This is a genomic window from Streptoverticillium reticulum (assembly GCF_047456005.1).
GTDB lineage: Bacteria > Actinomycetota > Actinomycetes > Streptomycetales > Streptomycetaceae > Streptomyces > Streptomyces reticulum.
In genome coordinates this window covers 759,310-783,619 of sequence record NZ_CP179755.1, presented here as the reverse complement: position 1 = coordinate 783,619, position 24,310 = coordinate 759,310, and the positions used below count along the sequence as shown (strand labels likewise).

Sequence of the window (24,310 nt, the reverse complement as noted above, 5' to 3'; positions counted from 1 at the left end):
GGCGGTCACTCCTGCATCTGCCGCAGCCGTTGCGCCTCTTGGAAGAGGCGGTCCGTGCAGTCCGCCAGTACGCCGCCCAGGAGCAGTTCCGGGGTGTAGAAGGACCGTGCGGAGTCGGCGACTTCCCGTGCGGACAGGGCGATCTGGTCGAGCCCGGTGCGGTGGAGCTCGTCGATCGAGCTTCCCCAGACGACGCGGGGGAGATTCGCCCAGACCATTGCGCTCATGCACATCGAGCAGGGCTCGCCCGTGGTGTAGAGGGTGGTGTCGGCCCAGCCGTGGTTGCCGTGCCGGCGCACGTAGTCGTTGATGGCGGCCATCTCGCCGTGCAGTACGGGGTTGTCCTTCGAGTCGTTGACCCCGGTCGCCAGTACCTCGCCGGTACGGGTTTCGACGATCACCGCGCCGAACGGGTAGGCAGGGTTGCGCTCGGCCTGTTCGATGGCCACGTGCATGAACCGCTCGTGGGCAGGGCTCTCCTGGGGTACGTGCCGAGGGCGGCTACGCGGAGCCGCAGCCCCCGTCATCGCCGCTCCGGCCACCCCTCCGAGAAACCGGCGTCTGTCGAAGTCCACACGCTTCCCCTCGCCCGAGGCCGACGGCACCGCGAGACCGTCGCACGAGCCTCTTCGGCCTGGGCGTTCTGCGGGCACGTCACAGTTTCTACCGCACAGCACCGCAGCAGGGGAGATGGCGTTGGCGAGGTGACGATCACGTCACCAAGGGATCAATTATGTGTTCGATTGACGTGGTGGCAGGATGAGGGAATGGCGACGACAGGGCAGCCGTGGGCATCTCATAGCGATCTGCTGGCGGCGAAGGAACGGGTGTACGACCCGAGTGGGTTCTCCTGCTCGCAGCCCGTGCCGGAAGCGGAGAGCGCGGAGTACACGGCTCACGAATTCACGCTGGACGGCCTGTCGGTCAGATTCCGTGTGGCCAAGACGACCCCGACGAAGGCCGGCCAGTTCGTCACCGTATGGCAGCGGTCCGCGGAAGGTCCGATCCGGCCTTTCGACGTCGGCGACTCCGTTGATCTCTTCGTGATCAGTTGCCGTGACGGTGACCGGTTCGGGCAGTTCGTGTTTCCTGCGGACGAGCTCTGCGAGCGGGGCATCCTCTCCAGGAACGGCACCGACGGGAAGCGGGCTTTCCGCGTCTACCCACCATGGGTGACCACCACGAGCCGCCAGGCCCGCAACACCCAGGCGTGGCAGGTGAAGTACTTCTTGGCGATCGGCGAAGCCGGGGCCGTGGACTTGGAGCGCGCCGGGATGCTCTATCAGGCCTAGGAGAGTCGGCTATGGGCCGGGGGCGGCTTCGAAAACGCCGGTGATGTTGTCGGGACGCTGCCGTACGGTGCCGTCATGACTGCTGCACCGACTGCTGGACTTGCCCGCCCGGTACGGGGAGTGAAGGTGTACTCCCGCCAGACGCTCGGCGCGTGCGTGCCGACGTACGGGCGGGTGGAGCTGGACTTCGAGCCGGTACCGGAAGGGGCGGCAGCGTCGTGTGAGTTCGCCTGCACTGCACATCCGGAACCGGTAGCCGAGTACCAACAGGCGCTCATACGGGGTGTGCTGCGAGAGCTGGCTGCCGAGGAATCCGACGACCCGGAAGCCCGCCGGGGAAGCCCGGTCGATGCGCGGGTCGTCGTCCGTGCCCTGTCCTGGCACTGGACCGATTCCTGCGAGCAGGTATTCGCCCGCTTGGGCGCTCTCGCGGTACGGGAGGCACTGCAATGTGTGGCGGAAGGCCGGGAGCCGAAGACGATCGAGACGCGAGTCAGGCTGTTCTTCTGATCCTTTCCGACAGGGCAGCTACGATACGGCGCTGAAGACGTCGCCGATCGCCTCCACCCACGCCGGGCCGCCGCCTGTGCCGAAGGCGACCGCGAGGGCGTACCCGATGGACACGTCGAGTGGATGGACGTCGGCCTCCGGTAGCCATTGGGCCTTTGCGCGTCCGTCGAGTTGGGCCCGGAATCGCCCGATGCACTGGCCGTTCCTCGTCAGTCGGCTCCGTAGAAACGACTCCGGCATCAGCTGGTACGTCGCATCCCTGCACCGGACATCCACTGCAAGGGAACGCCGGGTGATACCGGCCGGGCTCGGCAGGAGGATTGCGACGTCGTCGTCCACAAGGATCGTCAGTTCCTTGGCGACACGCGTGCCGATGGGCACGTCGTTCCCTCTGCTGCTGGCGGAGTGGGAACACTTACTCGCTGCTCTTCGCTTCGTTTCGACAGTTCACAAAACGTTCGCCACCGGGATGTCAACGTGACGGCATGTCCCGGCCAGAAGATATATGACCTCCTGCCGAAGCTGCGGAAGAAGGTCGCACAGCGCATGCGTTGACTCGCCGCTGACGGCCATGGCGGACGGCGCCGCCCCACCGTGACGGGGCGGCACCTTTCCTCCTGTTACAGGGCGCTGCCCTTGACCCAGTCGTTCCAGTCCACGTTCCAGGCGTTGAGGCCGTTGTCGGGGCGGATGGTCTCGTCCGGAGAGTTCTTCACGATGACGACGTCTCCGATGATGGAGTTCGCGTAGAACCACGCACCGGGTGTCCCGCTGTCGTTGGCGCCTTGCGCGTCCGCCAGGCCTATGCAGCCGTGGCTGGTGTTGGACCTGCCGAAGACGCCGCTGCTCCAGTAGTTGCCGTGGATAAAGGTGCCGGAGGTGGACAGCCGCATGGCGTGCGGGACGTCGGGGATGTCGTACTCGCCTCCGAATCCCACGGTGGACCCGTCCATACGGGTCTCCTTGTGCTTCTCGGATATCACCATCTGGCCGTTGTAGGTGGGATTCTCCTTGCTTCCCGCCGAGATGGGTATGGTCTTGACCGTCTCTCCGTCGCGCACCACGGTCATGGTGCAAGTGGCGACGTCGACGGTGCTGACCTGCGAACGGTCGATGGTGAAGGAGACGGTCTTGTCCTGTATCCCCTTGACCCCGGATGATGCCTCGACATCGGCCAGGCGGAGTTGCAGTGTGACCGTGGAGTCCTTCTCCCAGTATTCCTTGGGGCGGAAGTCGATCCGGGTGTCGCTGAACCAGTGACCGACCACTTCCTGGCCGCTGCTGCACTTCACCTTCAGAGCGGACTCGACCGCCCTCTTGTCCTTGACGGGCTTGTCGAAGGTGATGGACACCGGCATACCGACACCGACCTTCGAACCGTCCTCGGGGGTGAAGGTGCCGATGAAACTGTTCGCAGCGGAGACCGTGGTGAACGTCGCCTGCTTCGTGACGGGCCGGCCCTGTGCATCCTTGGCGCTCGCCGAGACCTTGTAGGTGGTCTCGCGTTCAAGAGGGGAGTCCGGCTTCCATGTCGTCTTGTCCGCCGACAGGGAACCCTTGACGGGAGTCTGTTTGTCGGCCGTGACGACGGTGACGTCGGTCAGTTCGCCCTTGAGGCAGCTCACCGAAGCGCTCGCGACGCCTGCATCGGCAGTGCCGTCCTCCGGCGTGATCTTGATGACTGCCTCCGAGGTCGGCCCGGCGGCGGCCTTGCCGCTGTCCGCCTTGCTGCGCGATCCGCACGCTGCGATCCCCAGCGTGCCGCCGACCACGGTCACGGCGCCGGCCAGGAATCGACGGCGAGATGAGGCGTCCGATCGCTGCGGCCTGTTGCTCCGGCTCGGCGGAAGATCACTGCCTGATTCGAGTCCCATGGAATGTCCTAGTCCCCGCCGCGCCTGCCTGCAGCAGGTCACGGCGGATGGTGAAGAGAAGCGTCGTCACGACCCACTGGGCACCCCGCAAGGGCGCGATGGCTCGTCAAGGCCGGGCATCGACATTCCGGTCTAGGTCCGCTGGATCTGCAACCGGTGAAGGTCGACCGAGCTGGACTCCGCTCGCGACGGTCCACGGATTCCCGCAGAAACGGCCGTGCTTCGGCCGGAGGATGCATTCGTCCTCGGAGCCGGCACCGGAGGGTCAGGGCTGTGCGGCAGGGCGTACAAAGCCCGGTCCCCGCAGCGCTCGCAGGTTACGCCCTTGCCGGACGACATATTCCCGGGCGAGTGCGCCGACGCCATTTCAGTGCTTGAGGCCTGGGAGGAAATGTTCGTCGTCCGGCTCGCCGCGGTGCCGAGGCATCCGTCCGTCTGCAGTTCCCAGGCCGTGAAGAGAAGCATGCAGAGAGCGGCAATCAGAGGCACAGTCCATCCGGGCACGAGGCAGCGACCGGGGCGTTCACGTCCCTGAGCCCGGATGCACATCCTCATGCCGGGCAGTCTACCGATTTGCTCAATATCTCAAACTCCGTTCCATACCGGGGATTTACACAGCCCATACACAGCGGACCGCCCCTCGCCTTCTGCTGGGCGCAGTTGACCGTGCAACGTCATTTATGTGGCGGAAACCTGGCTTCTGCTTTGCTCATCGCACCGACCGAGATTCGAGGTGTCCTGTTGTCTGCAGCCGACCGTTCACTGAGGAGCCTGCTGGAAGGTCCCGGCATTGTGCCGGCACCCGGGGCAGCTGATTCGATCACCGCTCGCATCGTCGAAGCCGCGGGGTTTCCCGCCGTGTATATGACGGGGTTCGGGGCAACGGCCAGCCGGTTGGGCATGCCGGACATCGGCCTGCTCAGCCAGACGGAAATGACCGAGCACGCGCGGAACATGACGCGTGCGGTGTCGATCCCGGTGATCGCGGACGCCGATACCGGATACGGGGGACCGAGCAACATCGACCGTACCGTTCACGAATACCTCCAGGCAGGTGTGGCGGCAATCCATCTGGAGGACCAGGCCGTACCGAAGCGGTGCGGCCAGATGAGCGGCGTACGGCTGATGGACGTGGACACCAGCGTCAAACGCCTGAGGTGTGCAGTCCGAGCACGCGGCTCGGCCGACCTGCTGATCATCGGGCGTACGGACGCACTGCCCGCGGCGGGAGTGGAGGAGGCGATCCGGAGAGCCCGCCTGTACCAAGAGGCCGGTGTCGACCTGGTCTTCGTCGACGGCATCAAGAGGATCGAGGAACTGGAGGCGGTGGCCGCCGCCGTAGAGGGCCCCAAGGCGGTGTCCGTCGTGGACGGGAACGAGACGACCGCGCTGACCGCTGCCGACCTGCAGGACCTGGGATTCCGCCTGGCCTTCTACGCGGTGACGGCCCTGTTCACCGCCACCCGCGCGGTTGCGGACGCGCTGGCCCACCTGAAGTCGGCCGGGACTCCGGCGGGGGGACCGCCACAACACACCTACGACGAGTTCTCCCGGCTTGTCGGGGCCGAGTTCCACAAGGACTTGGACGACCGGTACGGCAGCTGACAGGCCGTCGGCACCACCCTGATCTGAGCCGGGAGCGTGCAGCTCGCTCCCGGCCCAGCCCAGGTCACTGCGCAGCGGTCACAGCACGCGGACCGCGCCGGTCGGCATGTCCCACTTCATGTCGCGCTCCACGACACCCGTGCTCGGGTTCTGTGCGCCGATGAACTTGCCGCCGCCGATGTAGACGGCGACGTGGTAGGCGTTGCCTGCGGAACCCCAGTACAGGATGTCGCCGGGCTTGAGGTTGTCGAGGCTCACCTGGCGGCCCGCCGTCGACTGGCCCTGGGAGACGCGCGGCAGATCGATGCCGGCCTTCTTGTACGCGGCCATGACCAGGCCGGAGCAGTCGTACGAGCCGGAGGAACCGGTGCCGCCCATCACATAGGCCTTGCCGACCTGGGCCTTGAGGAACGCGACCACGGCTGCGGCGCTGCCGGTTGCAGAGGACGACGAGGACGAGGAAGAAGAAGAGGACGACTGCGAGGACGGTGCCGAGGGCTCGGACTTCTTCTTGTCCGACGAAGTACGGTCCGCAGAACGCGAGGCGCGGGACGGCCCGTTGTCCTTGGCCTGCTCGCGCTTCTTCTCCGCCTCGGCCGACTTGCGCTCGGCCTCGGCCTTGCGCTCGGCTTCCTCCCTGGCCTTTTTGGCGGCCTTCTTGGCGTCGTTCCTGGCGTGCTCGACGGCTTCTTCCACCTGTGCGCGAGCCTGCTGGTCGGCAGCGGCCTGATGCGTGGCGGCCGCGCTCTGTGCAATGGAGGCGGAGAGGCCGATGTCGAACGACGGCATCTCCATGGTCGATTCGGCGGGCTTCTCGGCTGCCGTGGCGGAGCCGGCCCCGGTGACGGCCAGAGTGCTGAGGACACCACCGGCAACGCCCGTACGGACCACCCACGACTGCAGGGCGGGACTGCTGGGCTTCCGGTGACTGCGTATGCGTGTTTGAGGGGACATAACACAACGGGCTATCAGAAATGATGCGGCGAATTCAAACATCGTGGGATATGCCACAGTTGACGCGCTTCGCCCTGTCCGTCAGGAGCGCCAAGAGGAGCCCTTCTCCGCTTCGAACGCCGGGCGGACGTCGACCGTGTCGTAGACGATGCGCAGGGTGGCGATCCGTCCGTCGTCGGCAAGTTCGGCCACGTCGACGACGTCGAAGGGGGGCCTCGGCCCCGGACGGCAGGCGGTCATGCACCCTCCTCGGGGCCGGGGAAGAGGACCCGGACGGTCAGCCCGCCGCCCGGGTTCGCCTCGGCGTCTGCTCGCGCCTGGTGGGCGCGGGCGATCGAGGCGACGATGGACAGGCCGAGGCCGGCGCCCTCGCCGCGGGCGTGCCGGCGCTCTTCCAGGCGTCGGAACGGTTCGAAGAGATACGGGACGGTCTCCGGGGGCACATGGGGCCCGCTGTTGTCGACCTCCAGCGCCCGGCCGTGCGCGGTGACGGTGACGTGGCCACCGTCGTGGTTGTAGCGGAGGGCGTTGCCGACGAGGTTGCGCACGAGGTGTGTCAGCAGGACCGGGTCGCCCTGCACCGTCACGGGCGTGGTCTGGGCCCGGACGGCGATGTGGTGGTCGCGGGCCTGCTGCGAGACGGCGTACTCGGCCGTCACGGTACGGACGAGCTCGTCGAGGGCGACCGGTTCGCGGTGGTCGAGGCCCTGGTCGGAGACGGAGAGCAGCAGCAGGCCCTCGATGAGCCGTTCGCTGCTGTCGGCGACCTCGATGAGCTTGCGGCGGATACGGGCGACGGCCTCGGGGTCCGAGGTGGCCAGCCCGATCTCGGCCGCCGCCCGCTGCACGGCCAGCGACGTGCGCAGCTCGTGTGCGGCGTTGGCGGCGAACCGCTTCTGCGCGCCGACCAGATGCTCTATACGGTCGAGCATGTCGTCGAAGGTGTCGGCGAGTTGCTTGAGCTCGCCCGATGGCGCGTCGAGGGCGATGCGCTCGTGGAGGTTCTCCCCGGACAGCTTCCGGGCGGTACGGGTGATCACCCCGACGGGACGCAGCACCCGCCCGGCCATCCACCACGCGAGCGCGACCGAGACGATGGCGAAGACGGCCAGGGTGATCAGAGAGATGGTCAACAGCTGGTTCTGGGTGGCCTGTTCGGCAGCCCGTGTGAAGGTGCTGACCTCTCCGGAGGGCTCGGCGCGTTGAAAGACTTCCGACCCTGGAGATGCGGAGGCAGCGGAGGGGTGGGAGGAAGGAAGAGGAAGCGCCGGAGTGGCGCCGCTGTCCATACGTGCCACCACCGCTCCACTGATGGTGGTGTACAGGCCCTGGGCCACGAGAAAGTTGATCAGGCCGATGAGCATGGCCCCGGCGAGTACGAGCAGTCCGCCGTAGAGCGCCGTCAGCCGGGCCCGTTCGCCACCGGGCAGCCGCATGCGTCGTGCGCGAAGCGTGAAGGCCCGGCTCATGCAGTTCCGCCGATGCGGTATCCGTGGCCCGGCACGGTGTCGATGACCGGGGGATCGCCGAGCTTGGTACGGAGTTTGCTGAGCGTGACCCGGACGGCGTTGGTGCGGTAGCTGGTGTTCTCCTCCCACACCTGCTCGATCAGGTCGTCGCCGCTGACGACGGCGCCCTCTGCGCGCATCAGCACTTCCAGCACCCCGAACTCCTTGCGCGACAGTGCGAGGTAGCGGCCGTCCCGGAAGGCCTGTCGGCGGGCCGTGTCCAGGGTGATGCCCGCCTGCTCGATGACGGGCGGCAGGGCGGGCCGGGCACGGCGGCCCAGGGCCAGGACGCGGGCGAGCAGTTCCTCGTAGGCGAACGGCTTGGAGAGGTAGTCGTCCGCACCCAGGCCGAGGCCCTCGACCCGCTCGCGCACGGAATCGGCGGCGGTGAGCATCAGCACTCGCGTCAGCAGGCGTGCCTCGACCACGCGGCGGCACACCTCGTCGCCGTGCAGGCCGGGGAGGTCGCGGTCGAGGACGAGCACGTCGTACTCGCCAAGGCGCAGCCGTTCCAGCGCCGTCAGGCCGTCGTGCGCGACGTCGACGGCCAGGGCGTCGCGCCGCAGCCCTTCGGCGATCATCTCCGCCAGGAATTCCTCGTCCTCCACCACCAGCACGCGCATGACATCCACGTATACATGACAGCGACCTTTCGTCGGCATAAACGTCCTCGTTGAGAGAAACGAAACACGGACGCGTGCCAGCCTGCGTGTCGTCGGCCACCGGGTCTTGGATACGGAGGAATTCCATGGGGAACGTCAGGTACGGCATGACGGCTGCATTCATCACGGGAATGGCCTTGTTCGCCGTCGGTTGCACGGGGGGTGGTGCGGATTCCGGCAAGGACAGCAGCGCGCAGGGCTCGGGTACATCCGGAGAGGGCAAGAAGGAGGACGACGCCTACAAGTACCGCCAGTGTCTGCGTGACAACGGTGTGAAGGTGGAGGAGCCCAAGGAAGGCCAGGCCGCGGGCATCGAGGTGAAGGACGAGAAGGCGTTCAAGAAGGCGAAAGAAGCCTGTAAGGACTTGCCCGGTGCCGGCAAGGAAATGAGCGCGGAAGAGCAGCAGAAGGCCCTCGACAAGTCCATCAAGTTTGCCCAGTGCATGCGTGAGCAGGGTGTCGACATGCCGGACCCGGAGCTCAAGGACGGCAACCTGACCGCGAAGGCGGGAGGCGGCCCCGACGTGCCCAAGGAGAAGATGGAGAAGGCCATGAAGGTGTGCAATGACAAGCTCGGAGAGTGAGCGCAAGCGCCCTGCCAGAAAGTACGTGATCGCCTCGCTCGTCGTGGCGAGTGCGCTGGTGGGCGGGGCAACAGTCGTCTCGGTGAGCGGTGACGACGGCAAGGGACAGGAGCGGCACGCGGACGGCCTGCCGCAGAAGACCGACACGGTCAAGCGGCAGGATCTGAGCAGCCGCACCCAGGTGGACGGCACCCTAGGCTACTCCAAGGAGCGCAAGCTCAACGGCGGGGCGCAGGGCACGGTCACCTGGCTCCCGGACACCGGCTCGGTGATCAAGCAGAACGAGGCGCTCTACGAGGCCGACGGCGCCAAGGTCTGGCTGCTGTACGGCGAGCGGCCCATGTACCGGAAGCTCAAGGCCGGGGACAAGGGGCCGGACGTCCGGCAGTTGAAGCAGAACCTGCGCGACCTCGGCTACGGAACGGGCCTGACCGTGGACGAGCAGTTCACCTCCGGAACGGCGGAGGCGCTGGGGCGCTGGCAGAAGTCCCACGGCCTGAAGCAGACCGGCGAGACGGGGCCGGACCAGATCGCCTTCGCGCCGAGCTCGGTGCGGGTCAAGAAGAAGGAGGCGGCCGTCGGCGACCAGATGGCCCCCGGCAAGCCGGTGCTGACCGTCACCGGTGCCGAGCGGGAGGTGCAGATCAAGCTCGACGTCTCCGATGCCGCTCTCGCCGAGCCCGGCACCCGGGTGGAGATCACCCTCCCCGGGGGCGACAAGGTCAAGGGGAAGGTCGCCTCGGTCGACCGCGCGGCCGGTTCGGACGACAAGGACCAGGGCGGTGGCGGGAAAGAAGACTCCGCCAAGATCACTGCACGGGTGACCTTCGCCGATTCGTCGGAGGTCAAGGGCATCGACCAGGCCCCGGTCACCGTCGACCTCAAGGGCGAGACGCACGAGAACGTGCTGACCGTCCCGGTCAACGCTCTGCTCGCCCTGCCCGCCGGCGGCTTCGGCATCCAGGTCGTGGAGGACGGGAAGGCCCGCGAAATCCCCGTCAAGCTCGGCCTGTTCGGGCAGGGCAGGGTCGAGGTCAGCGGATCCGGCCTCAAGGAAGGCATGAAGGTCGGAGTGCCCAAGTCATGACCACCGTCGCCAACATCGTCGCCAAGACCGTCGTCGAGCTGAACCAGGTCACGAAGGAGTACCCGGGCGGGGTCGCGGCGCTGCGCGGGGTGGACCTGCGCATCGAGCGCGGGGAACTGCTCGCGATCGTGGGTCCGTCCGGGTCCGGCAAGTCCACTCTCCTGCACATCGTCGGCACCCTGGACCGTCCTACCGCCGGCACCGTCGCCATCGCGGGCCACGATGTCGCGGCTCTCTCCGACCGCCGGCTGTCCGCACTGCGTGCCCGGCACATCGGCTTCGTCTTCCAGTCCTTCCATCTCGTGTCCGGGGTCACCGCCCAGGACAACGTCGCCGAGGGACTGCTCTACTCCGGCCTGAGCCGGGCCGAGCGCCGCAAGCGCGCGGCCACGGCCCTGGAGCGGGTCGGGCTCGGGGACCGGATGCACCACCGGCCCCACGAGCTGTCCGGCGGACAGCGGCAGCGGGTGGCCATCGCCAGGGCGGTGGTGGGCGAGCCGGACCTACTGCTGGCGGACGAGCCCACCGGCGCCCTGGACTCCGCCTCCGGCGAGGCCGTCATGCGGTTGCTGCACGACCTCAACGCGGACGGGGCGACCATCGCGGTGATCACCCATGACGGCGAGATCGCCGGGGCCCTGCCGCGTCAGGTGCGCATCCGCGACGGCGAGGTCGTCGAGGACACGCGCGCGAAGCCGGAGGACGCGGACACGCAGCCGCTGGAGTCGGCAGGAGGCGAGGAACAGTGCCACGCGACCGACTGACCCCGGCCCGCCTCGGTCCCCGTGACGTGCTGCACGTCGGCTCGGCAGGGCTGCGCTCCCGGCCGATGCGGGTCGTGCTGTCCGCGCTGGGCATCGCCATCGGCATCGCCACGATGATCGCGGTGGTCGGCATCTCGGCCTCCAGCAAGGCCCAACTGCTCCAGGAGCTCGACAAGCTGGGCACCAACATGCTCAAGGTCGCCCCCGGCGACGACCTGTTCAGCGGCCAGAAGACCAAGCTGCCCAAGGAAGCGCCCGGCATGATCGGCCGTATCCCCGGCGTCGAACACGTCGGTGCGGTCGGGGACCTGAAACCGACGGTCCGGCGCAGCGAGAAGATCTCCAAGAGTGACACCGGCGGTCTTTCCGTGAAGGCTGCCGACGAGGACCTGTTGAAGGCTCTGCGCGGCACGGTCGGTTCGGGCACCTGGCTCAACGGCGCGAACGGACGCTACCCCTCGGTGGTGCTCGGCAGCGTCGCCGCCGAACGCCTGGGCATCACCGCGCCCGGTCAGCAAGTCCTCATCGGCAACCAGTACTTCACGGTCATCGGCATCCTCGACCCGCTTCCACTGGCGCCGGAGATCGAACGGTCCGCACTGGTGGGCTGGCAGGCCGCGGGCACCCTCCTGGGCTTCGACGGCCACCCCACGCAGATCTACGAACGCTCCTCGGACGCCTCCGTCGAGTCGGTCGGCAAGCTGCTCGCACGGACCGCCGACCCGGAGAACCCGCAGAACGTCAAGGTCTCCAACCCGTCCTCGGCCCTGCAGGCCAAGGCCGCCACCGAGGGCGCGTTCGACAATCTGCTGCTCGGACTGGGCGGTGTGGCACTGCTGGTCGGCGGTGTCGGCGTCGCCAACACCATGATCATCTCGGTGCTGGAGCGCCGTCACGAGATCGGCCTGCGTCGCTCGCTGGGCGCCACCCGCGGACAGATCCGCATCCAGTTCGTCACCGAGTCGCTGCTGCTGTCCGGACTCGGCGGACTGGCCGGCGTGGTGTTGGGCTCGGCGGCCACGTACGTGTTCGCCGCCTCGGGCGGCATGCCCTGGGTCGTTCCCCTGTGGGCGGTCGGCGGCGGCTTCGGCGCCACCCTGCTCATCGGGTCGGTGGCGGGACTGTACCCGGCAGTCCGCGCCGCTCGGCTCTCGCCGACCCTCGCCCTCCAGGCGGGGTAGGAATACCGACCGCCGTGCCCGGGGTTGCGCGTGTGCCGCCGCGCAGCCCCGGGCACGGCCTTTCGTTGTTGCCCGCCGGGTGCGTCAGCCGGCGGCCGGGGGCGCCTCATGGGCCAGCAGGGCGGCTTGGACGCGGTTCTCGACCTGCAGCTTGGCCAGGATCCGGCTGACGTGCATCTTCACGGTCGCCTCGCTCGTGGACAGGGAGCGGGCGATGTCGGCGTTCGGCAGGCCCTGGCCGACCAGGAGGAAGACCTCGTGCTCGCGCGCGGTCAGCGATGCGATGCGGGTGCGCTCCTGTGCGGTCAGCCCCCGGTGGCGTTGCAGGAGGATCTCGATGACGTGCCGGGTCACCGCGGGGGAGAGCAGGGCGTGTCCCGAGGCCACCGTGTGGACGGCCTGGACGATTTCGGCGGGCCGGGTGTCCTTGAGGAGGAATCCGGCTGCTCCCGCATGCAGCGCCTCGGTCACGTACTCGTCGAACCGGAAGGTCGTCAGGATGATGACGGCCGGGGGAGCGGGCATCGTCATGAGCCGTCGCGTGGCGGCGATGCCGTCCATGCGGGGCATGCGGATGTCGACGAGAGCGACGTCGCAGGCGTGGGTCCCGGCCGCCTCGACGGCCGCCTGGCCGTCGGCGGCCTCGGCGACGATCTCGATGCCGGGGTCGGCCTCGAGGATCGTGCGCAGCCCGTGACGCACGAACGGCTCGTCATCGACGATCATGACTTTGATCAAGGGAAGACTCCGGTGGAGCGTGTGGTCCGGATGGTTCGGTCCGGGCAGGGTCGTGCGGGATGCCGGCGCGGACGCGGAATCCGCCGTCGCGCCGGGGGCCCGCCTCGAATGTTCCGCCCAGCAGGCGCAGCCGCTCGGCCAGGCCGAGCAGTCCGTGGCCTGCGGACGGCAGGTCGTCGGCGGGGCTCTCGGTGGCCACACCGTTGGCGACGAGGATCCGGACGGCCGGGCCGTCATTGGTCACCTCTGCCGTGACGGCGGCGCCGGGTGCGTGGCGCAGTGCGTTGGTGAAGGCCTCCTGCAGGACGCGGTAGACGGCGAGTTGGGTGGCGGCGGGAAGAGCGTCCAGGGGGCCGCGCCGGTCCAGGGTGATGTCCATGCCCAGGCGGCGGCAGTCGGCGACGAGCGCGTCGAGGTCGGCCACGGTCGGGGTGGGCTCCATCGGGGCCGTGCCGCCACGCTCGGGGTAGGTGAGGACCCCGAGGATGTCGCGCAGTTCCACCAGCGCCTGGACGCCCGCGCTCCGGATGTGCTCGGCCTCTTCGCGGACCCATTCGGCGCCGCGCCCGGCGCCGACCTGCAGGGCGCCGGCGGCCAGGACGACATGGCTGACGCGGTGGCCGACCACGTCGTGGAGCTCCCGCGCGATCCGGGTGCGCTCTTCCGCCTTCGCCCGGCCTTCGAGCAGGGCCTGCCGGCTCTCCAGCGCTGCGGCCCGTTCCCGCATTGTGTCGATCAGCCGTTGCCGGGTGGCCACGTAGAGGCCCATCACGAGCGGGGCCGCCACGAAGGGCACGCCGTGCACGAGATCCGGTCCGGCACCGGCCAGTTCCGAAGCGGCCGTCTCGGCGGCCAGCGCGCTCAGGCCCACGGCGGCCAGTTGTGCCGGGCGCCGGTACAGGCCGGCCAGGGTGTAGATCATGACTGCCAGCGCACCGGGTGCGTAGCACAGCACGTGGGCGACGAGGACGACGGCGGACACGGATCGTGTGAAGCGGCGACGCCACAGAACGAGCAGGCCGACCAGCCCCGCGACGAGGGCAGCCCACTCCGGCCTGCCCGTCAGGAGGCCGCTGGCCGGGTGGACCAGGGAGTCGCCGACGCCGTATGCGGCGGCTGCCAGGGCCAGCGCGACATCCGTCGGGGAGGGACGCCAACGACGCGTCGGCCGCGATGCGGAGTCGCCACGTGCCGTGAAATCCACGATGAAATCGTACGAGGCCGGCCGGCCCCGGGGGAATGTTTATCCGGCCGCTACCGGAAACAGTCAACCAAATTCCCGGGGCGGGCAACCGTGGATCCGCCCCCTGCCTCGGTCGATGACGCACCGCATTCGATGCGGTGCATTCCGCTGCCGGTGGGGCCGACTTTCGTCTGCCTGTGCACCCATCATTTGGGGGGTCGAACACGGTTCAGGTTTCTGTTGTCGTTGGCCCACGACTTCTCGGCCGCAGTGGCAGGGAAGACCCGGCTGAGGCGCCCGGACCCCGAAGAGCCAATGGGACCGGACGTTCTGTGGAAAGGAGCCGGAACCATGCCCACGACCACTCCCCGGCCATGCACGTCCCACACGGTGACATGGACCCGGCAGTCGTTCGGTCGACGACCGCTGCGTGACGTCCGGCTCAAGGCCCGCCAATGGCTCGCCGAACGCGGCTGCGACGGCGATCTCGTCGACACCGCCGAACTGGTCATCGCCGAACTGACCGCCAACGCCGCCGAACACGGCGGGCGTCTCACCGCAGTCAGCCTGGACATCGTGCCGCCCGAGGCCGACGGCCCGGGAACCCTCCGGGTGAGCGCGCACGACACGGGCCCGGACCTGCCGCCTCTCGGGGCATCGGGAACCGGCTCTGCGGAAGAGCCGCTGCGCGAATGCGGCCGCGGCCTGTGCATCGTGGCGGCCATGAGCCGTACCTGGGGGGCGGTCCGGCATCAAGGCAGGGACAAGCAGGTCTGGTGCGACCTGACGGTTCCGCAGCACCCCTGAAAGGGCGGCCGTCACCTACCTCCGCCCTGTACGGCCTCTCAGCTCTGCAGGCACCGATTCAACCGATACAGGAGTTCACATGTCACAGCGTCTGCGGGGCTCTGGTGTTCCGCCGTCCACCAGATGCCGCTTCGGCGGCCGAACCGCCTGCTGGCATGCCGCCGTTGACGTTCGTGGGAGATTCTGATGTCTGCTCTGGACTCACTCACCTCCGGCATTGAGAACACCGTCAACGGGATCTTCAACCCCATCGCCGAGAAGCTCGCGGGATTCGTCTTCGGCGAAGTCACGCTCTTCGGCACGACGTTCCCCTGGATCGTCGCCTGGCTGGTCGTCGCAGGAGCCGTCTTCACCTGCTGGTTCGGGTTCGTGCAGGTGAGGGGACTGCGCCTCTCCCTCGACCTGGTGCGCGGGAAATACTCCAAGAAAGACGATCCGGGAGAGGTCAGCCACTTCCAGGCCCTGACCGCGGCCGTGTCCGGAACCGTCGGGCTGGGCAACATCGCCGGTGTCGCGGTCGCCGTGACCATCGGCGGCCCCGGTGCCACCTTCTGGATGATCCTGTGCGGCCTCCTCGGCATGGCCACGAAGTTCGTGGAGTGCACACTCGGCGTCAAGTACCGGGAAGTCCACGAGGACGGCACGGTGTCCGGCGGCCCGATGCACTATCTGCGCAAGGGACTTGCCGAGCGCGGCATGGCGGGCGTCGGCAAGATGCTCGCCGTGGCGGCCTCCGTCGCCCTGCTGTTCTTCGGGCTGTTCGGCGGCAACCTCTTCCAGGCCAACCAGAGCTTCTCGCAGCTCAAGTCCGTCACCGGCGGTGACGACGGCCTGCTGGGCTCCTCCTCCGGGGCCCTGGTCTTCGGCCTGCTGCTGGCCGGACTGACCGGACTCGTCCTCCTCGGCGGAATCAAGTCCATCTCCAAGGTCACCGTCCGGCTCGTTCCCCTCATGGCGGGCATGTACATCCTGGCCTGTCTGGTCGTCATCCTGGTCAACGTGAGCGCGGTCCCGGCTGCCGTGTCCACCATCATCGGGGGCGCGTTCTCCCCCGAAGGCGTGACGGGCGGCGTCATCGGCGCACTGATCGTCGGCTTCAAGCGGGCGGCGTTCTCCAACGAGGCCGGCACCGGATCCGCGCCGATCGCCCACTCGGCCGTCAAGACCCGGCACCCCGTCACCGAGGGCCTGGTGGCGTTGCTCGAACCGTTCATCGACACCGTCATCGTCTGCACGATGACGGCCCTGACGATCGTCATCGCCTCCACCCCCAGCTGGGACAAGGCCCGGTCGGAAGCAGCCGAGTCCGGCGCGTCCCCCGAAGGCGTGACCATCACCTCGGACGCGTTCGCCACGGTCATGCCCTGGTTCCCCTACATCCTGACCGTCGCGGTGCTCCTCTTCGCCTTCTCGACGATCATCACGTGGGGCTACTACGGACTCAAGGCGTGGACCTACCTGTTCGGCCGCCGCCGCTCCAGCGAGCTCACGTACAAGGCCACTTACACGGCATTCGTCGCGCTGGGCTCGCTGCTGTCCCTGACCTCCCTGATAGACATGGCCGACGCCATACTCTTCCTGCTCGCGGTCGTGAACATCACCGGCCTCTACCTGCTGGCTCCCGTGGTCAAGAAGGAGCTCGACTCCTTCCTCGCGCTGGTACGGAGCGGCAAGCTCGGCCCGAACGCCGATGCCGGTCCGGCGGGGGCGGAGAAGGCCGACGTGCCGGTCGCGGTCGACTGACGGCTGTCGTCCCTATGGAACGTCCCACTGCGCGCAGCGCGGTGGGACGTTCGACGGACTGCGCCTCAACCCTGCGTCCGGTACGGCGTGCAGTGGCTCACCGGGCGCCCTTCGTGCGCGGCGAGGAAACGCAGCAGGTCGCAGGACGACTGGCCCAGCACCTGGTCATGGTCGGCCCCGGGGTACGTCTGCAGGGTGACGGCGGGTGAGCCCAACGAGCGCAGGTGACCGACCACTTCCTCGGTCCACACCGGCGGTACGTCGAGGTCGCCTCCGCCCTGGATGACCAGGACGGGCCCCGCGATCGCGGCGCGGTCCGGGTCACCGTAGGCCGCCATGGCGCTCCCGAGCCGGTTCAACTGGTCCTGGGTCAGGGGAAGGGTCTGGTCGGTGCCGACCCGGGACAGGGGCGCGTAGCTGTCCTTGAGGCATGAGGCCAGAGCCTGCTCGGCGGTCGGCAGCGTCGTGGGCCCGATCAGGCGGTGCAGGTCGACCGACGGTTCCGTGGCGCTCAGACCGGCCAACGAGTAGAGCGCGAAGGACAGTTCGCTGGACACGTGGGACGAGATGACACCGGGAAGCATCGTCCCGAGGTGACTGGCCGGTGCGACGGCGACGGCGCCGGCCAGGTGCAGTGCGGGTGCCCTGCGTGCTGCGTTGGCGGCGAAGAGAGCGGCTTGTCCGCCCTGGGAGTGCCCGACGGCGAACCACGTCGGGGCCAGGGACGGCGCCAGATGACGTCCTGCGGTGACGATGTCGACGACGGCGTTGCCTTCGTCGGCGCCCACCAAGTAGGTGTGCATGCCGGGTGTGCCCAGGCCGGGATAGTCCGATGCGGTGACGGCGTAGCCGGCCTGTATCAGGGTGCGCACCTGCTGGGCGTAGGAGTCGTAGCCGAGGTTCGGGGCCTGTGAGGGCGCGCATTTGTCGGCGACGCCGGTGGTGCCGTGCGCCCAGGACACCACGGGCCAGCCGCCGGGCGGGGGCGTCCCGCCGGGCAGGAGCACCGTGCCGCTGACGGCGATGTCGGCCCCGTGGCGGTCGGTCGAGTGGTACAGCACGGTCCAGCGTCTCGCGGCGGCGAGAAGGGGGTCCGTGCCGTGGTCGGTGGCGGCGATCAGCGTGCCGGGGGCACCGGACGGCAGCGGCTTGGGCACCTGGTAGGTGTGATCGCTGAGTGTGACGTTCCGCAGCGGGGCAGGTGCCCCGGACGGGTCGGAGCCGCATGCGCCTGCCGTTGCCGCGAGGGTCAGGGCGGCGATCAGGAGGCAGGCTCTCGTGGAGCGTTTCAGGCCGGGCTTTGTGCCGTCGGTTGAAGCGACGGCTGCGTCGGGTATGTGCCCGGCATCGGTTTCTTCCGCCCCGTTCTGCTCCTTGGGCATGACCCCAGCGTGGCACCTGTGCTGTTGTGGGTCGCAGATATACGCCGCCGCCCGGGTGAATCACCCGAGCAGGACGTGCCGGAGTCAGTCGGGACGCTCGGCGTTCGGATGGCGTGCCAGTGGGTCGGTCCAGGGGAACGAACGGACAGCCGGCTGGCGAGGGATGAGCGGTGTGCCTGTGCCCGGCACATCGGGCGCTGCGGGCTCGGGGTTGCGCCGTGCAGGCCGGCTGACGGTCTCCGGCTCGGATATCAGCAGGTCGCCGACCTCGCAGTCGAGAACGACGCAGATGATGTCGAGGCCCTTGAGCTTGATGGAGGTGGAAGTCCGCACAGCGGCCCGGACCGCAATCGATGCCGTTCGTCCGGATCCGGGCCACTGTGCGGCGGCTGCCCGTGGCCGTCACGGGGGAAGGACGGCCACGGGCAGCCGGGGCGCGCGACGAGGGCCACACGTCGACGTCGCACGCCGGGGCCCAGCCACTCATGCCCCTGCCGGAGTGCGGGCCGCGCTGAAAAACTAACGGCACGCGGGATATCCGTGCGCCATCCAAAGTCTTGTCAGGGCAGAAGGAAGTTGATTCCTGACGGCAGAGGATGAATCGACCGGTGCGCGACGCCCCCGATGCCTCACTGTGCAGTGAGCCTGCCGTGCTTGAGCCGGAGGATTTCGTCCGAGGCCTCGGCGACATCGCGGGAGTGGGTCACCACGATCACGCACTTCCCCTGGTCGTGGGCCAGCTTCCGGAACACGTCGACGATGCCGGCCGCGGTCTCGTGGTCGAGGCTTCCGGTGGGCTCGTCCGCGCACAGGACGTCCACCTCGCAGGCGAGCGCGCGGGCGATGGCCACGCGCTGCTGCTGCCCGCCGGAGAGCTGGAGGGTCCGGCGATTCTGATCCTCGTCAACGATGCCGAGCAGCTCCAGGAGTTCCCTGGCGCGCTGCTTCCTGCGCACCCCCTTCACGCCCGTGATCTCCATCGCCGAGGTGATGTTCTGGACCGCGGTCATGTACGTGAGCAGGTTCAGGGACTGGAAGACGGTCGCCACGTGCCGGTTGCGATAGCGGCCGAGGCCGAGCTCGGCGACGTCGCGGCCACGGAAGCGCACCGCGCCGGACGTGGGGGAGTCGAGGCCGCTGGCCAGGGACAGCAGGGTCGTCTTCCCGCTGCCGGACGCGCCCACGACCGCGTACATGCGGCCTGCTTCGAAGGAGTGGTTCACGTCCTTGAGCACGGCTCGCCTGCCGTTGCGGGTCGGGTAGGAGCGGGTGAGTCCGGTGAGCTGGAGGACGGGGGGCTGTGCGGTCATGGTCAGTCTCCCTTCACGAGGATGTCGCGCGGGGTGAGGCGCAGGACGCGGGTGCCGGGGACGAGGGTGGCCAGTGCCGCGATGCCGAGGCCCGTGGCCCCGACCTTGCCGATGTCGGCCATGCCGAGCCTGACGTCGATCTTGTCGATGGGGTCGACGCCGGACTTGTCGGCGGACGAGCCGTCCGGCGACGGGCCTCCCGGCCCGGTGACGGCACTGTGGTCGCGGCCGCTGTCCGCGTTCGCCGCATCGTCCTTGGCGGACGACACCTCGCCGGCCAGCAGCCAGTTGCCGACGCCCTGGGACAGGAACTGGCTGCCGGCGGCGGAGAGTCCGATCGCCAGCAGCGCGCAGGCGACGACCTCCACCAGGTGCTGGCCGAGCAGTTTCGTCTTCTTCTCACCGAGGGAGAGCAGGATGCCGAGTTCCTTGCGGCGTTCGCGCAGCGAGGAGGCGACGATGAGGGCGAGGATGGCGGTACCGGCGACGGCGACCAGCCAGACGGTGACGGTGGCGAAGCCGGCGGTCCGGGTGATCGGGCCGACCAGGGTCTTGTACTGCTTGTCGTTGACGTCCAGCGGGAAGATCTTCAGGTCCGCCCCGGCCGCCTCGGCATCCTTCTTCAGCCGGTCGACGTCGCCGGGGTCGCCCAGGGTGAATGTGGCCTGCTTGACCGTGGCGCCCTGGGCCGGGTCCTTGCCCAACAGCTTGGTGGCCCCTTCCGGAGTGACGTAGAGCTGGTTGGCGGGGTTCGTGATGGCCGGTACGTACTTGCCGGTGTCCGCGGTGCTGTTCTTGTAGATGCCGACGACGGTGAATTCGTGCTCGTCGGTGTTCGGCTTCTCTCCCGGCGGCGGGAGCTCGCCGACCTTGAGCTTGACCTTGTCGCCGACCTTCAGCTTGTTCTGCTTGGCCATGCGCTCCTCGACGACGACGGCGTCGCCCTTCGAGCCGGGCCCGATGCCGGTACCGGAGACGATTTTCGCGTCGCCGTTGCGGAACGCCGCGACGGAGTTCAGGTCGCGGACGCCGTCCGCCTTGAAGAAGTCGGTGCCCAGGGTGTCCTGCCCCAGCGGCGCAGGCACCGGCTGATACAGCTCGGTGCTCTTGGTGGGTGCGGCGCCGGAGTCCGACGTGTAGTTGCACTGCTTCACGACCGGCGACGTGCAGATCTTGTCGACGAGCTCGCGGTGCAGGTCGCCTTCCTTGCCGATGAGGCCGGGCGTGCCGCCGCCCCCTTGGGACTGCATCTTGCCGGACTCCATGAGGGCGTTGATGTCCAGCTGCATGGTGGCCACGGCACCGACGCGCTGCTTGGCGTCCGCGGCGGCGCGGGCCGCCGCGGACTGGATCAGGAATCCCGACAGGACCAGCGTGCAGATGACGAAGAACAGGCCGACCAGCATCAGGGATTTCCCCGGATGGCCACTGAGCCGCCACCACGCCCGTTTGAACAGATTCATTTCTCTCCCGGTGAACGGAAACGTCCCGAACGGATACGCACGCTAGGGGAGGCGGGATGTGAGCGGTGTTTGAGAAGCACCGTCCCGGCCGGTCGTTTCATGCACAGGACAATGGCGGTGCCGGGCAGGGATTTTGTGGATACTGGCAGCACGGGTTCCGGCCGATGGGCCGGAAACTCTCATGGAATTCTCAGGAAATGGTGATCGCTCGTGCGCGTGCTGGTGGTCGAGGACGAGAAGCACATGGCGCGGGTCCTGGAAATGGGGCTGCGGAAGGAGGGCATACCGGCCGATGTCGTGCACGACGGGACGACGGCCCTGGAACGGCTGGCCGTCTACGACTACGACGCGGTGCTCCTGGACCGGGACGTGCCGGGTGTCCACGGCGACGAGATCTGCCGCCGCATCGTCGCCATGGGGCTGGCCTGCCGGATCCTGATGCTCACGGCCGCCGGCCGGCCCGGCGACAAGGTCGACGGCCTCGGCCTCGGTGCCGACGACTACCTCGCCAAGCCCTTCGACTTCCCCGAACTGGTCGCCAGACTGCGGGCGCTCTACCGGCGCACGCCCATGGCCCACCCACCTGTGCTCGCCGTCGCCGACCTCACCTTCGACACCCACCGTCGCCAAGTCCTGCGCGCAGGCGCCGAGATCCGGCTGACGCCGAAGGAGCTGACCGTCCTGGAACTGCTGCTGCGCGCCGAGGGCGGCGTGCTGAGCACGGAATACCTGCTCGACAAGGCGTGGGACGCGCAGACCGACTCCCACACCAATGCGGTGCGCCTTGTCGTCCATACCTTGCGCCGGAAACTCGGGGAACCACGGCTGGTGCACACGGCCGTGAACGCCGGCTATTTCCTGAGGTCCGAGTGATAGCCGCGGCACTGCGCAGAAGGCTGCGGATGTGGCGCAAAAGGCTTTGCCGGGGGCGCGGTGGCAGGAGTCGTACGCTCGGTATCCACGGTCGGCTGTTCCTGTGGTTCGCCGGTGCTCTGTGCGCCTCCGGGGCCCTGATGGTCGCCGTCATCTACGCGGGCATCCGCTACATCCCGACCTACGACCTGACCAGGACCGTCAGTGCCCCTGCCGACGGCTCCGGGGATTCGTCCGCGCCACCCGTGCGGCCCGGTCAGCAGTCCCGCACACAGGGAGAGCCGGTGAAGAGCGATGCCCGTCCGGTCTCCGAAGGCGGGGTGCGTACCAAGGAGGACGTCTGGGCGACCGTGCTCGCCGTGTCCGTGGGCGGAATGCTGCTGGTGATGGCCGCGGGCCTGATCGCGTGCTGGTTCCTCACCCGGCGGCTGCTGGCTCCCTTGCAGACCATCAGCCAGGCTGCGGCGAAGGCCGAGGCGGGCGAGCTGCACCACCGCATCCACGCCGACGGCCGTGACGACGAGCTGAAGCAACTCGCCGACACCTTCGACGGGATGCTCGCCCGGATCGAGGAGTCCCTCGCCGCCCACCGGCGCTTCGCGGCGAACGCCTCGCACGAACTGCTCACGCCGCTCGCCACCACCCGCGCGATCCTCCAGGTGACGGCTACCGACAGCTCGGGGAAGGAGCTCGCCGAACTCGCCCCGGTACTCAGGGAGACGAACGAACGCAACATCACCATCGTGAACGCGCTCCTCGACCTGGCCTCCGCCGATCACGCGCAGTTCGACCCGGAGCCCGTGGACCTGGCGGCTCTCGCGGCGCGTACTGCTGCCGAACGGACATCGCGGGCGGAGTCGGAGGGGCTCCAGCTCACCGTCGAGGCGGAGGAGGTCGACTGTGCCGTCAGCGGCAGCAGCACGCTTCTGCGGCAACTGGTGCTCAACCTGCTCGACAACGCGCTCAACCACAACATGCCGGGTGGTTCGGTGCATCTGGCGGTCCACCGGGACGACGCCGTGGTCCTGGACGTCGTGAACAACGGAACGCCGGTCGACGAAGAACTCGTCGACCGGCTCTTCGAACCCTTCTACCGGCCACGGACCCGGCTCGCAGGTGACCGTTCAGGCCACGGACTCGGGCTGGCCATCGTGCGCTCGATCGCCGCGGCCCACCACGGAACGGCCACCGCTGTCGCCAACCCGGGCGGCGGGCTCACCGTGCGGGTCGGACTCCCCCCGCACAAGGGGGAGTCCGAGGGCCGGTGAGGCGGGGGCAGTGAATCAGGACGACCGGGCCCGCGGACGCCTTCGCACACTCGGGGTTGGGGTGGTGCAGGTTGAAGGCGGTGATCAAACCATTCGGCCAGCAGAGTGTCGAGAGATTCCGCCAACAGGTCCACACAATGTGACTTCCGATAGTCAAAAGGATCGCGTCGATCCACCATGGGCCACCTGGAGTCGACTTGTGACTCGTCTTCTCCTGTTTTCTTCGTCGTGTTGGTTTTCTGGGTCGTCATGGCGTGTCCGATGAGCCGAAGCGAAGGTGGGTGACCGAGGTATGGGGCGAGCGGAAGAACGCCGCCGACAGCGTGGAGCGGGCCGGGGAAGAGGGAAGGCCAAGAAGAAAGGGATACGCCGGTTCTTCACCTGGAGGAAGCTTCTCGGCACGTTCTTCGGTCTTTGTCTTCTCGCGATGGGCGCCTTCTGCGCCGTCTATGTGATGGTGCCGATCCCCAAGGCGAACGCCATGGCCCAACGCCAGAACAACGTCTACAAGTTCGCCGACGGAAAGGTCCTGGCCCGGCTCGGACAGGTCAACCGGGACATCGTCGGCCTGGAGAAGGTCCCCAAGCCGGTCCAGGACGTCTTCGTCGCCGCCGAGAACATGTCCTTCTACGACGACAACGGCGTGGATTTAAAGGGGATCACCCGCGGCCTGTGGAACACGGTCTCCGGCAAGGGCAAGCAGGGCGGGTCGACCATCACCCAGCAGTACGTCAAGAACTACTACCTGAACCAGGACCAGACGGTCACCCGCAAGCTCAAGGAGCTGGTGATCTCTCTCAAGGTCGATCAGCGGTACAGCAAGAGCGAGATCCTCGCCGGTTACATGAACACCAGCTACTACGGGCGCGGCGCCTACGGAATCCAGGCCGCGGCGCAGGCCTACTACGGCATCGACTCCTCCAAGCTCACCGTCGAACAAGGCGCGTATCTTTCGGCGTTGCTCCAGGCCCCCAGCCAGTACGACTGGGCAGTCGCCTCGGAAACCGGCAAGAAGCTCGTCACCGAACGCTGGAACTACGCGCTCGACAATGCGGTCAAGATGGGGGCCCTGGATCCCGACCGGCGTGCCGCGATGACGTTCCCGACCCCGGGCGCCCCCAAGCCCCCGCCCGGCACGGAGGGCCAGACCGGCTATCTGGTGCAGGCCGCCGACGCCGAAATGCGCCGACAGGGCGTGAGCGAACAGGAGCTGTACAAGGGCGGTTGGACGATCACCCTCAACGTCGACCGGAAGACCCAGAAGCTCCTCGAGGACGCCGTCAAGGCGGAGCTGACCAGCAAGCTCGATCCCAAGAAGAAGGCAGACCAGGACGTACAGGCCGGAGCCGTCTCGGTGAATCCCGAGACCGGTGCGGTCGTCGCGCTCTACGGCGGCCAGGACTTCACCAAGCACCAGCTGAGCAACGCGACCACCACCACCTATCAGCCCGGATCCACCTTCAAGCCGATCGTCTTCTCCCCGCGCCCCTGACGGGGCGCCGTGGTGCCGACGAACTCCCCG

General features: G+C 68.2%; 24 protein-coding genes and 1 pseudogene. 12 read left to right on the top strand and 13 right to left on the bottom strand.

The annotated features are described in order from the left end of the window. Positions 1-5 precede the first annotated feature (5 nt). Positions 6-455, bottom strand: a complete 450-nt coding sequence (locus tag ACMATS_RS03520; protein WP_414166835.1) for a nucleoside deaminase — start codon at positions 453-455, stop codon at positions 6-8. A gap of 312 nt (positions 456-767) precedes the next feature. On the opposite strand from ACMATS_RS03520, the gene ACMATS_RS03515 reads away from it, so the two are divergent. Both ACMATS_RS03515 and ACMATS_RS03510 read left to right on the top strand, forming a co-directional pair. Continuing rightward, positions 768-1,292: a MepB family protein gene (locus ACMATS_RS03515; RefSeq protein ID WP_414166834.1), complete on the top strand. Its 525-nt coding sequence runs from the start codon at positions 768-770 to the stop codon at positions 1,290-1,292. Between the two features lie 126 nt (positions 1,293-1,418). Beyond that, positions 1,419-1,802, top strand: coding sequence for a hypothetical protein (locus ACMATS_RS03510; RefSeq protein WP_414166833.1), 384 nt, complete (start codon positions 1,419-1,421; stop codon positions 1,800-1,802). Between the two features lie 18 nt (positions 1,803-1,820). Here the strand turns inward: ACMATS_RS03510 and ACMATS_RS03505 are convergent, their stop codons facing one another. Both ACMATS_RS03505 and ACMATS_RS03500 read right to left on the bottom strand, forming a co-directional pair. Next, the gene (locus ACMATS_RS03505) at positions 1,821-2,183 is read right to left on the bottom strand and encodes a hypothetical protein (protein ID WP_414166832.1); all 363 of its coding nucleotides are present in this window, start codon (positions 2,181-2,183) and stop codon (positions 1,821-1,823) included. Between the two features lie 239 nt (positions 2,184-2,422). After that, the gene (locus tag ACMATS_RS03500) at positions 2,423-3,676 is read right to left on the bottom strand and encodes a L,D-transpeptidase (RefSeq protein ID WP_414166831.1); all 1,254 of its coding nucleotides are present in this window, start codon (positions 3,674-3,676) and stop codon (positions 2,423-2,425) included. A 705-nt stretch (positions 3,677-4,381) separates the two neighbouring features. Here ACMATS_RS03500 and ACMATS_RS03495 point away from each other — a divergent pair. Then, positions 4,382-5,281, top strand: a complete 900-nt coding sequence (locus tag ACMATS_RS03495; protein WP_414170649.1) for an isocitrate lyase/PEP mutase family protein — start codon at positions 4,382-4,384, stop codon at positions 5,279-5,281. A 78-nt stretch (positions 5,282-5,359) separates the two neighbouring features. On the opposite strand, the gene ACMATS_RS03490 is transcribed toward ACMATS_RS03495, so the two are convergent. The 4 genes from ACMATS_RS03490 to ACMATS_RS03475 all read right to left on the bottom strand — a co-directional run bounded on the left by ACMATS_RS03490 (position 5,360) and on the right by ACMATS_RS03475 (position 8,366). Continuing rightward, a complete protein-coding gene (locus tag ACMATS_RS03490) occupies positions 5,360-6,235 on the bottom strand; it encodes a C40 family peptidase (protein WP_414166830.1) in 876 nt (291 codons plus the stop codon). Positions 6,236-6,316: 81 nt separating this feature from the next. Beyond that, positions 6,317-6,475 carry a hypothetical protein gene (locus ACMATS_RS03485; RefSeq protein WP_414166829.1) on the bottom strand — a complete coding sequence of 53 codons (159 nt, stop codon included), beginning with the start codon at positions 6,473-6,475 and terminating at the stop codon, positions 6,317-6,319. Next, a complete protein-coding gene (locus ACMATS_RS03480) occupies positions 6,472-7,671 on the bottom strand; it encodes a sensor histidine kinase (protein WP_414166828.1) in 1,200 nt (399 codons plus the stop codon). The genes ACMATS_RS03485 and ACMATS_RS03480 overlap by 4 nt, the downstream gene beginning before the upstream one ends. A 29-nt stretch (positions 7,672-7,700) precedes the next feature. Continuing rightward, positions 7,701-8,366 (bottom strand): response regulator transcription factor, encoded by a 666-nt coding sequence (locus ACMATS_RS03475; RefSeq protein ID WP_414170648.1) that lies wholly within the window; start codon positions 8,364-8,366, stop codon positions 7,701-7,703. A gap of 125 nt (positions 8,367-8,491) precedes the next feature. Here ACMATS_RS03475 and ACMATS_RS03470 point away from each other — a divergent pair, with 125 nt between their 5' ends. From ACMATS_RS03470 to ACMATS_RS03455, 4 genes are read left to right on the top strand one after another with little or no spacing between them, the layout of a single operon-like run. Further along, positions 8,492-8,989, top strand: coding sequence for a hypothetical protein (locus ACMATS_RS03470; RefSeq protein ID WP_390781676.1), 498 nt, complete (start codon positions 8,492-8,494; stop codon positions 8,987-8,989). Then, complete coding sequence (locus tag ACMATS_RS03465; RefSeq protein WP_414166827.1) at positions 8,970-10,076, top strand: peptidoglycan-binding protein; 1,107 nt, start codon at positions 8,970-8,972, stop codon at positions 10,074-10,076. The genes ACMATS_RS03470 and ACMATS_RS03465 overlap by 20 nt, the downstream gene beginning before the upstream one ends. Next, positions 10,073-10,840, top strand: a complete 768-nt coding sequence (locus ACMATS_RS03460) for an ABC transporter ATP-binding protein (RefSeq protein WP_390781674.1) — start codon at positions 10,073-10,075, stop codon at positions 10,838-10,840. Before ACMATS_RS03465 ends, ACMATS_RS03460 begins: the two co-directional genes overlap by 4 nt. Then, a complete protein-coding gene (locus ACMATS_RS03455; RefSeq protein ID WP_414166826.1) occupies positions 10,822-12,021 on the top strand; it encodes an ABC transporter permease in 1,200 nt (399 codons plus the stop codon). The genes ACMATS_RS03460 and ACMATS_RS03455 overlap by 19 nt, the downstream gene beginning before the upstream one ends. Before the next feature lie 84 nt (positions 12,022-12,105). On the opposite strand, the gene ACMATS_RS03450 is transcribed toward ACMATS_RS03455, so the two are convergent. Together ACMATS_RS03450 and ACMATS_RS03445 are read right to left on the bottom strand one after the other, a co-directional pair. Continuing rightward, positions 12,106-12,747 (bottom strand): response regulator, encoded by a 642-nt coding sequence (locus ACMATS_RS03450; protein WP_391152266.1) that lies wholly within the window; start codon positions 12,745-12,747, stop codon positions 12,106-12,108. After that, positions 12,734-13,963: a sensor histidine kinase gene (locus ACMATS_RS03445; protein ID WP_414166825.1), complete on the bottom strand. Its 1,230-nt coding sequence runs from the start codon at positions 13,961-13,963 to the stop codon at positions 12,734-12,736. Before ACMATS_RS03445 ends, ACMATS_RS03450 begins: the two co-directional genes overlap by 14 nt. A 330-nt stretch (positions 13,964-14,293) precedes the next feature. On the opposite strand from ACMATS_RS03445, the gene ACMATS_RS03440 reads away from it, so the two are divergent. After that, positions 14,294-14,749 (top strand): ATP-binding protein, encoded by a 456-nt coding sequence (locus ACMATS_RS03440; protein ID WP_414166824.1) that lies wholly within the window; start codon positions 14,294-14,296, stop codon positions 14,747-14,749. Between the two features lie 186 nt (positions 14,750-14,935). Further along, complete coding sequence (locus tag ACMATS_RS03435; RefSeq protein ID WP_414166823.1) at positions 14,936-16,492, top strand: alanine/glycine:cation symporter family protein; 1,557 nt, start codon at positions 14,936-14,938, stop codon at positions 16,490-16,492. A gap of 65 nt (positions 16,493-16,557) precedes the next feature. Here ACMATS_RS03435 and ACMATS_RS03430 read toward each other — a convergent pair whose 3' ends face one another. The 4 genes from ACMATS_RS03430 to ACMATS_RS03415 all read right to left on the bottom strand — a co-directional run bounded on the left by ACMATS_RS03430 (position 16,558) and on the right by ACMATS_RS03415 (position 20,647). Continuing rightward, positions 16,558-17,874, bottom strand: a complete 1,317-nt coding sequence (locus tag ACMATS_RS03430) for an alpha/beta hydrolase family protein (RefSeq protein ID WP_414166822.1) — start codon at positions 17,872-17,874, stop codon at positions 16,558-16,560. 84 nt (positions 17,875-17,958) lie between these two features. Then, complete coding sequence (locus tag ACMATS_RS03425; protein WP_414166821.1) at positions 17,959-18,207, bottom strand: hypothetical protein; 249 nt, start codon at positions 18,205-18,207, stop codon at positions 17,959-17,961. Positions 18,208-18,503: 296 nt separating this feature from the next. After that, complete coding sequence (locus ACMATS_RS03420) at positions 18,504-19,184, bottom strand: ABC transporter ATP-binding protein (RefSeq protein WP_414166820.1); 681 nt, start codon at positions 19,182-19,184, stop codon at positions 18,504-18,506. A gap of 2 nt (positions 19,185-19,186) precedes the next feature. After that, positions 19,187-20,647, bottom strand: coding sequence for an ABC transporter permease (locus tag ACMATS_RS03415; protein ID WP_414166819.1), 1,461 nt, complete (start codon positions 20,645-20,647; stop codon positions 19,187-19,189). Between the two features lie 210 nt (positions 20,648-20,857). Between ACMATS_RS03415 and ACMATS_RS03410 the strand changes: the two genes are divergently transcribed. The 3 genes and pseudogenes from ACMATS_RS03410 to ACMATS_RS03400 form a co-directional block, all read left to right on the top strand. Next, a complete protein-coding gene (locus ACMATS_RS03410; RefSeq protein ID WP_390781664.1) occupies positions 20,858-21,520 on the top strand; it encodes a response regulator transcription factor in 663 nt (220 codons plus the stop codon). A gap of 140 nt (positions 21,521-21,660) precedes the next feature. Then, a complete protein-coding gene (locus tag ACMATS_RS03405) occupies positions 21,661-22,788 on the top strand; it encodes a sensor histidine kinase (protein ID WP_414166818.1) in 1,128 nt (375 codons plus the stop codon). Positions 22,789-23,080: 292 nt separating this feature from the next. Beyond that, positions 23,081-24,268, top strand: a pseudogene (locus ACMATS_RS03400) (transglycosylase domain-containing protein); the annotation flags it as partial. Positions 24,269-24,310: the final 42 nt, after the last annotated feature.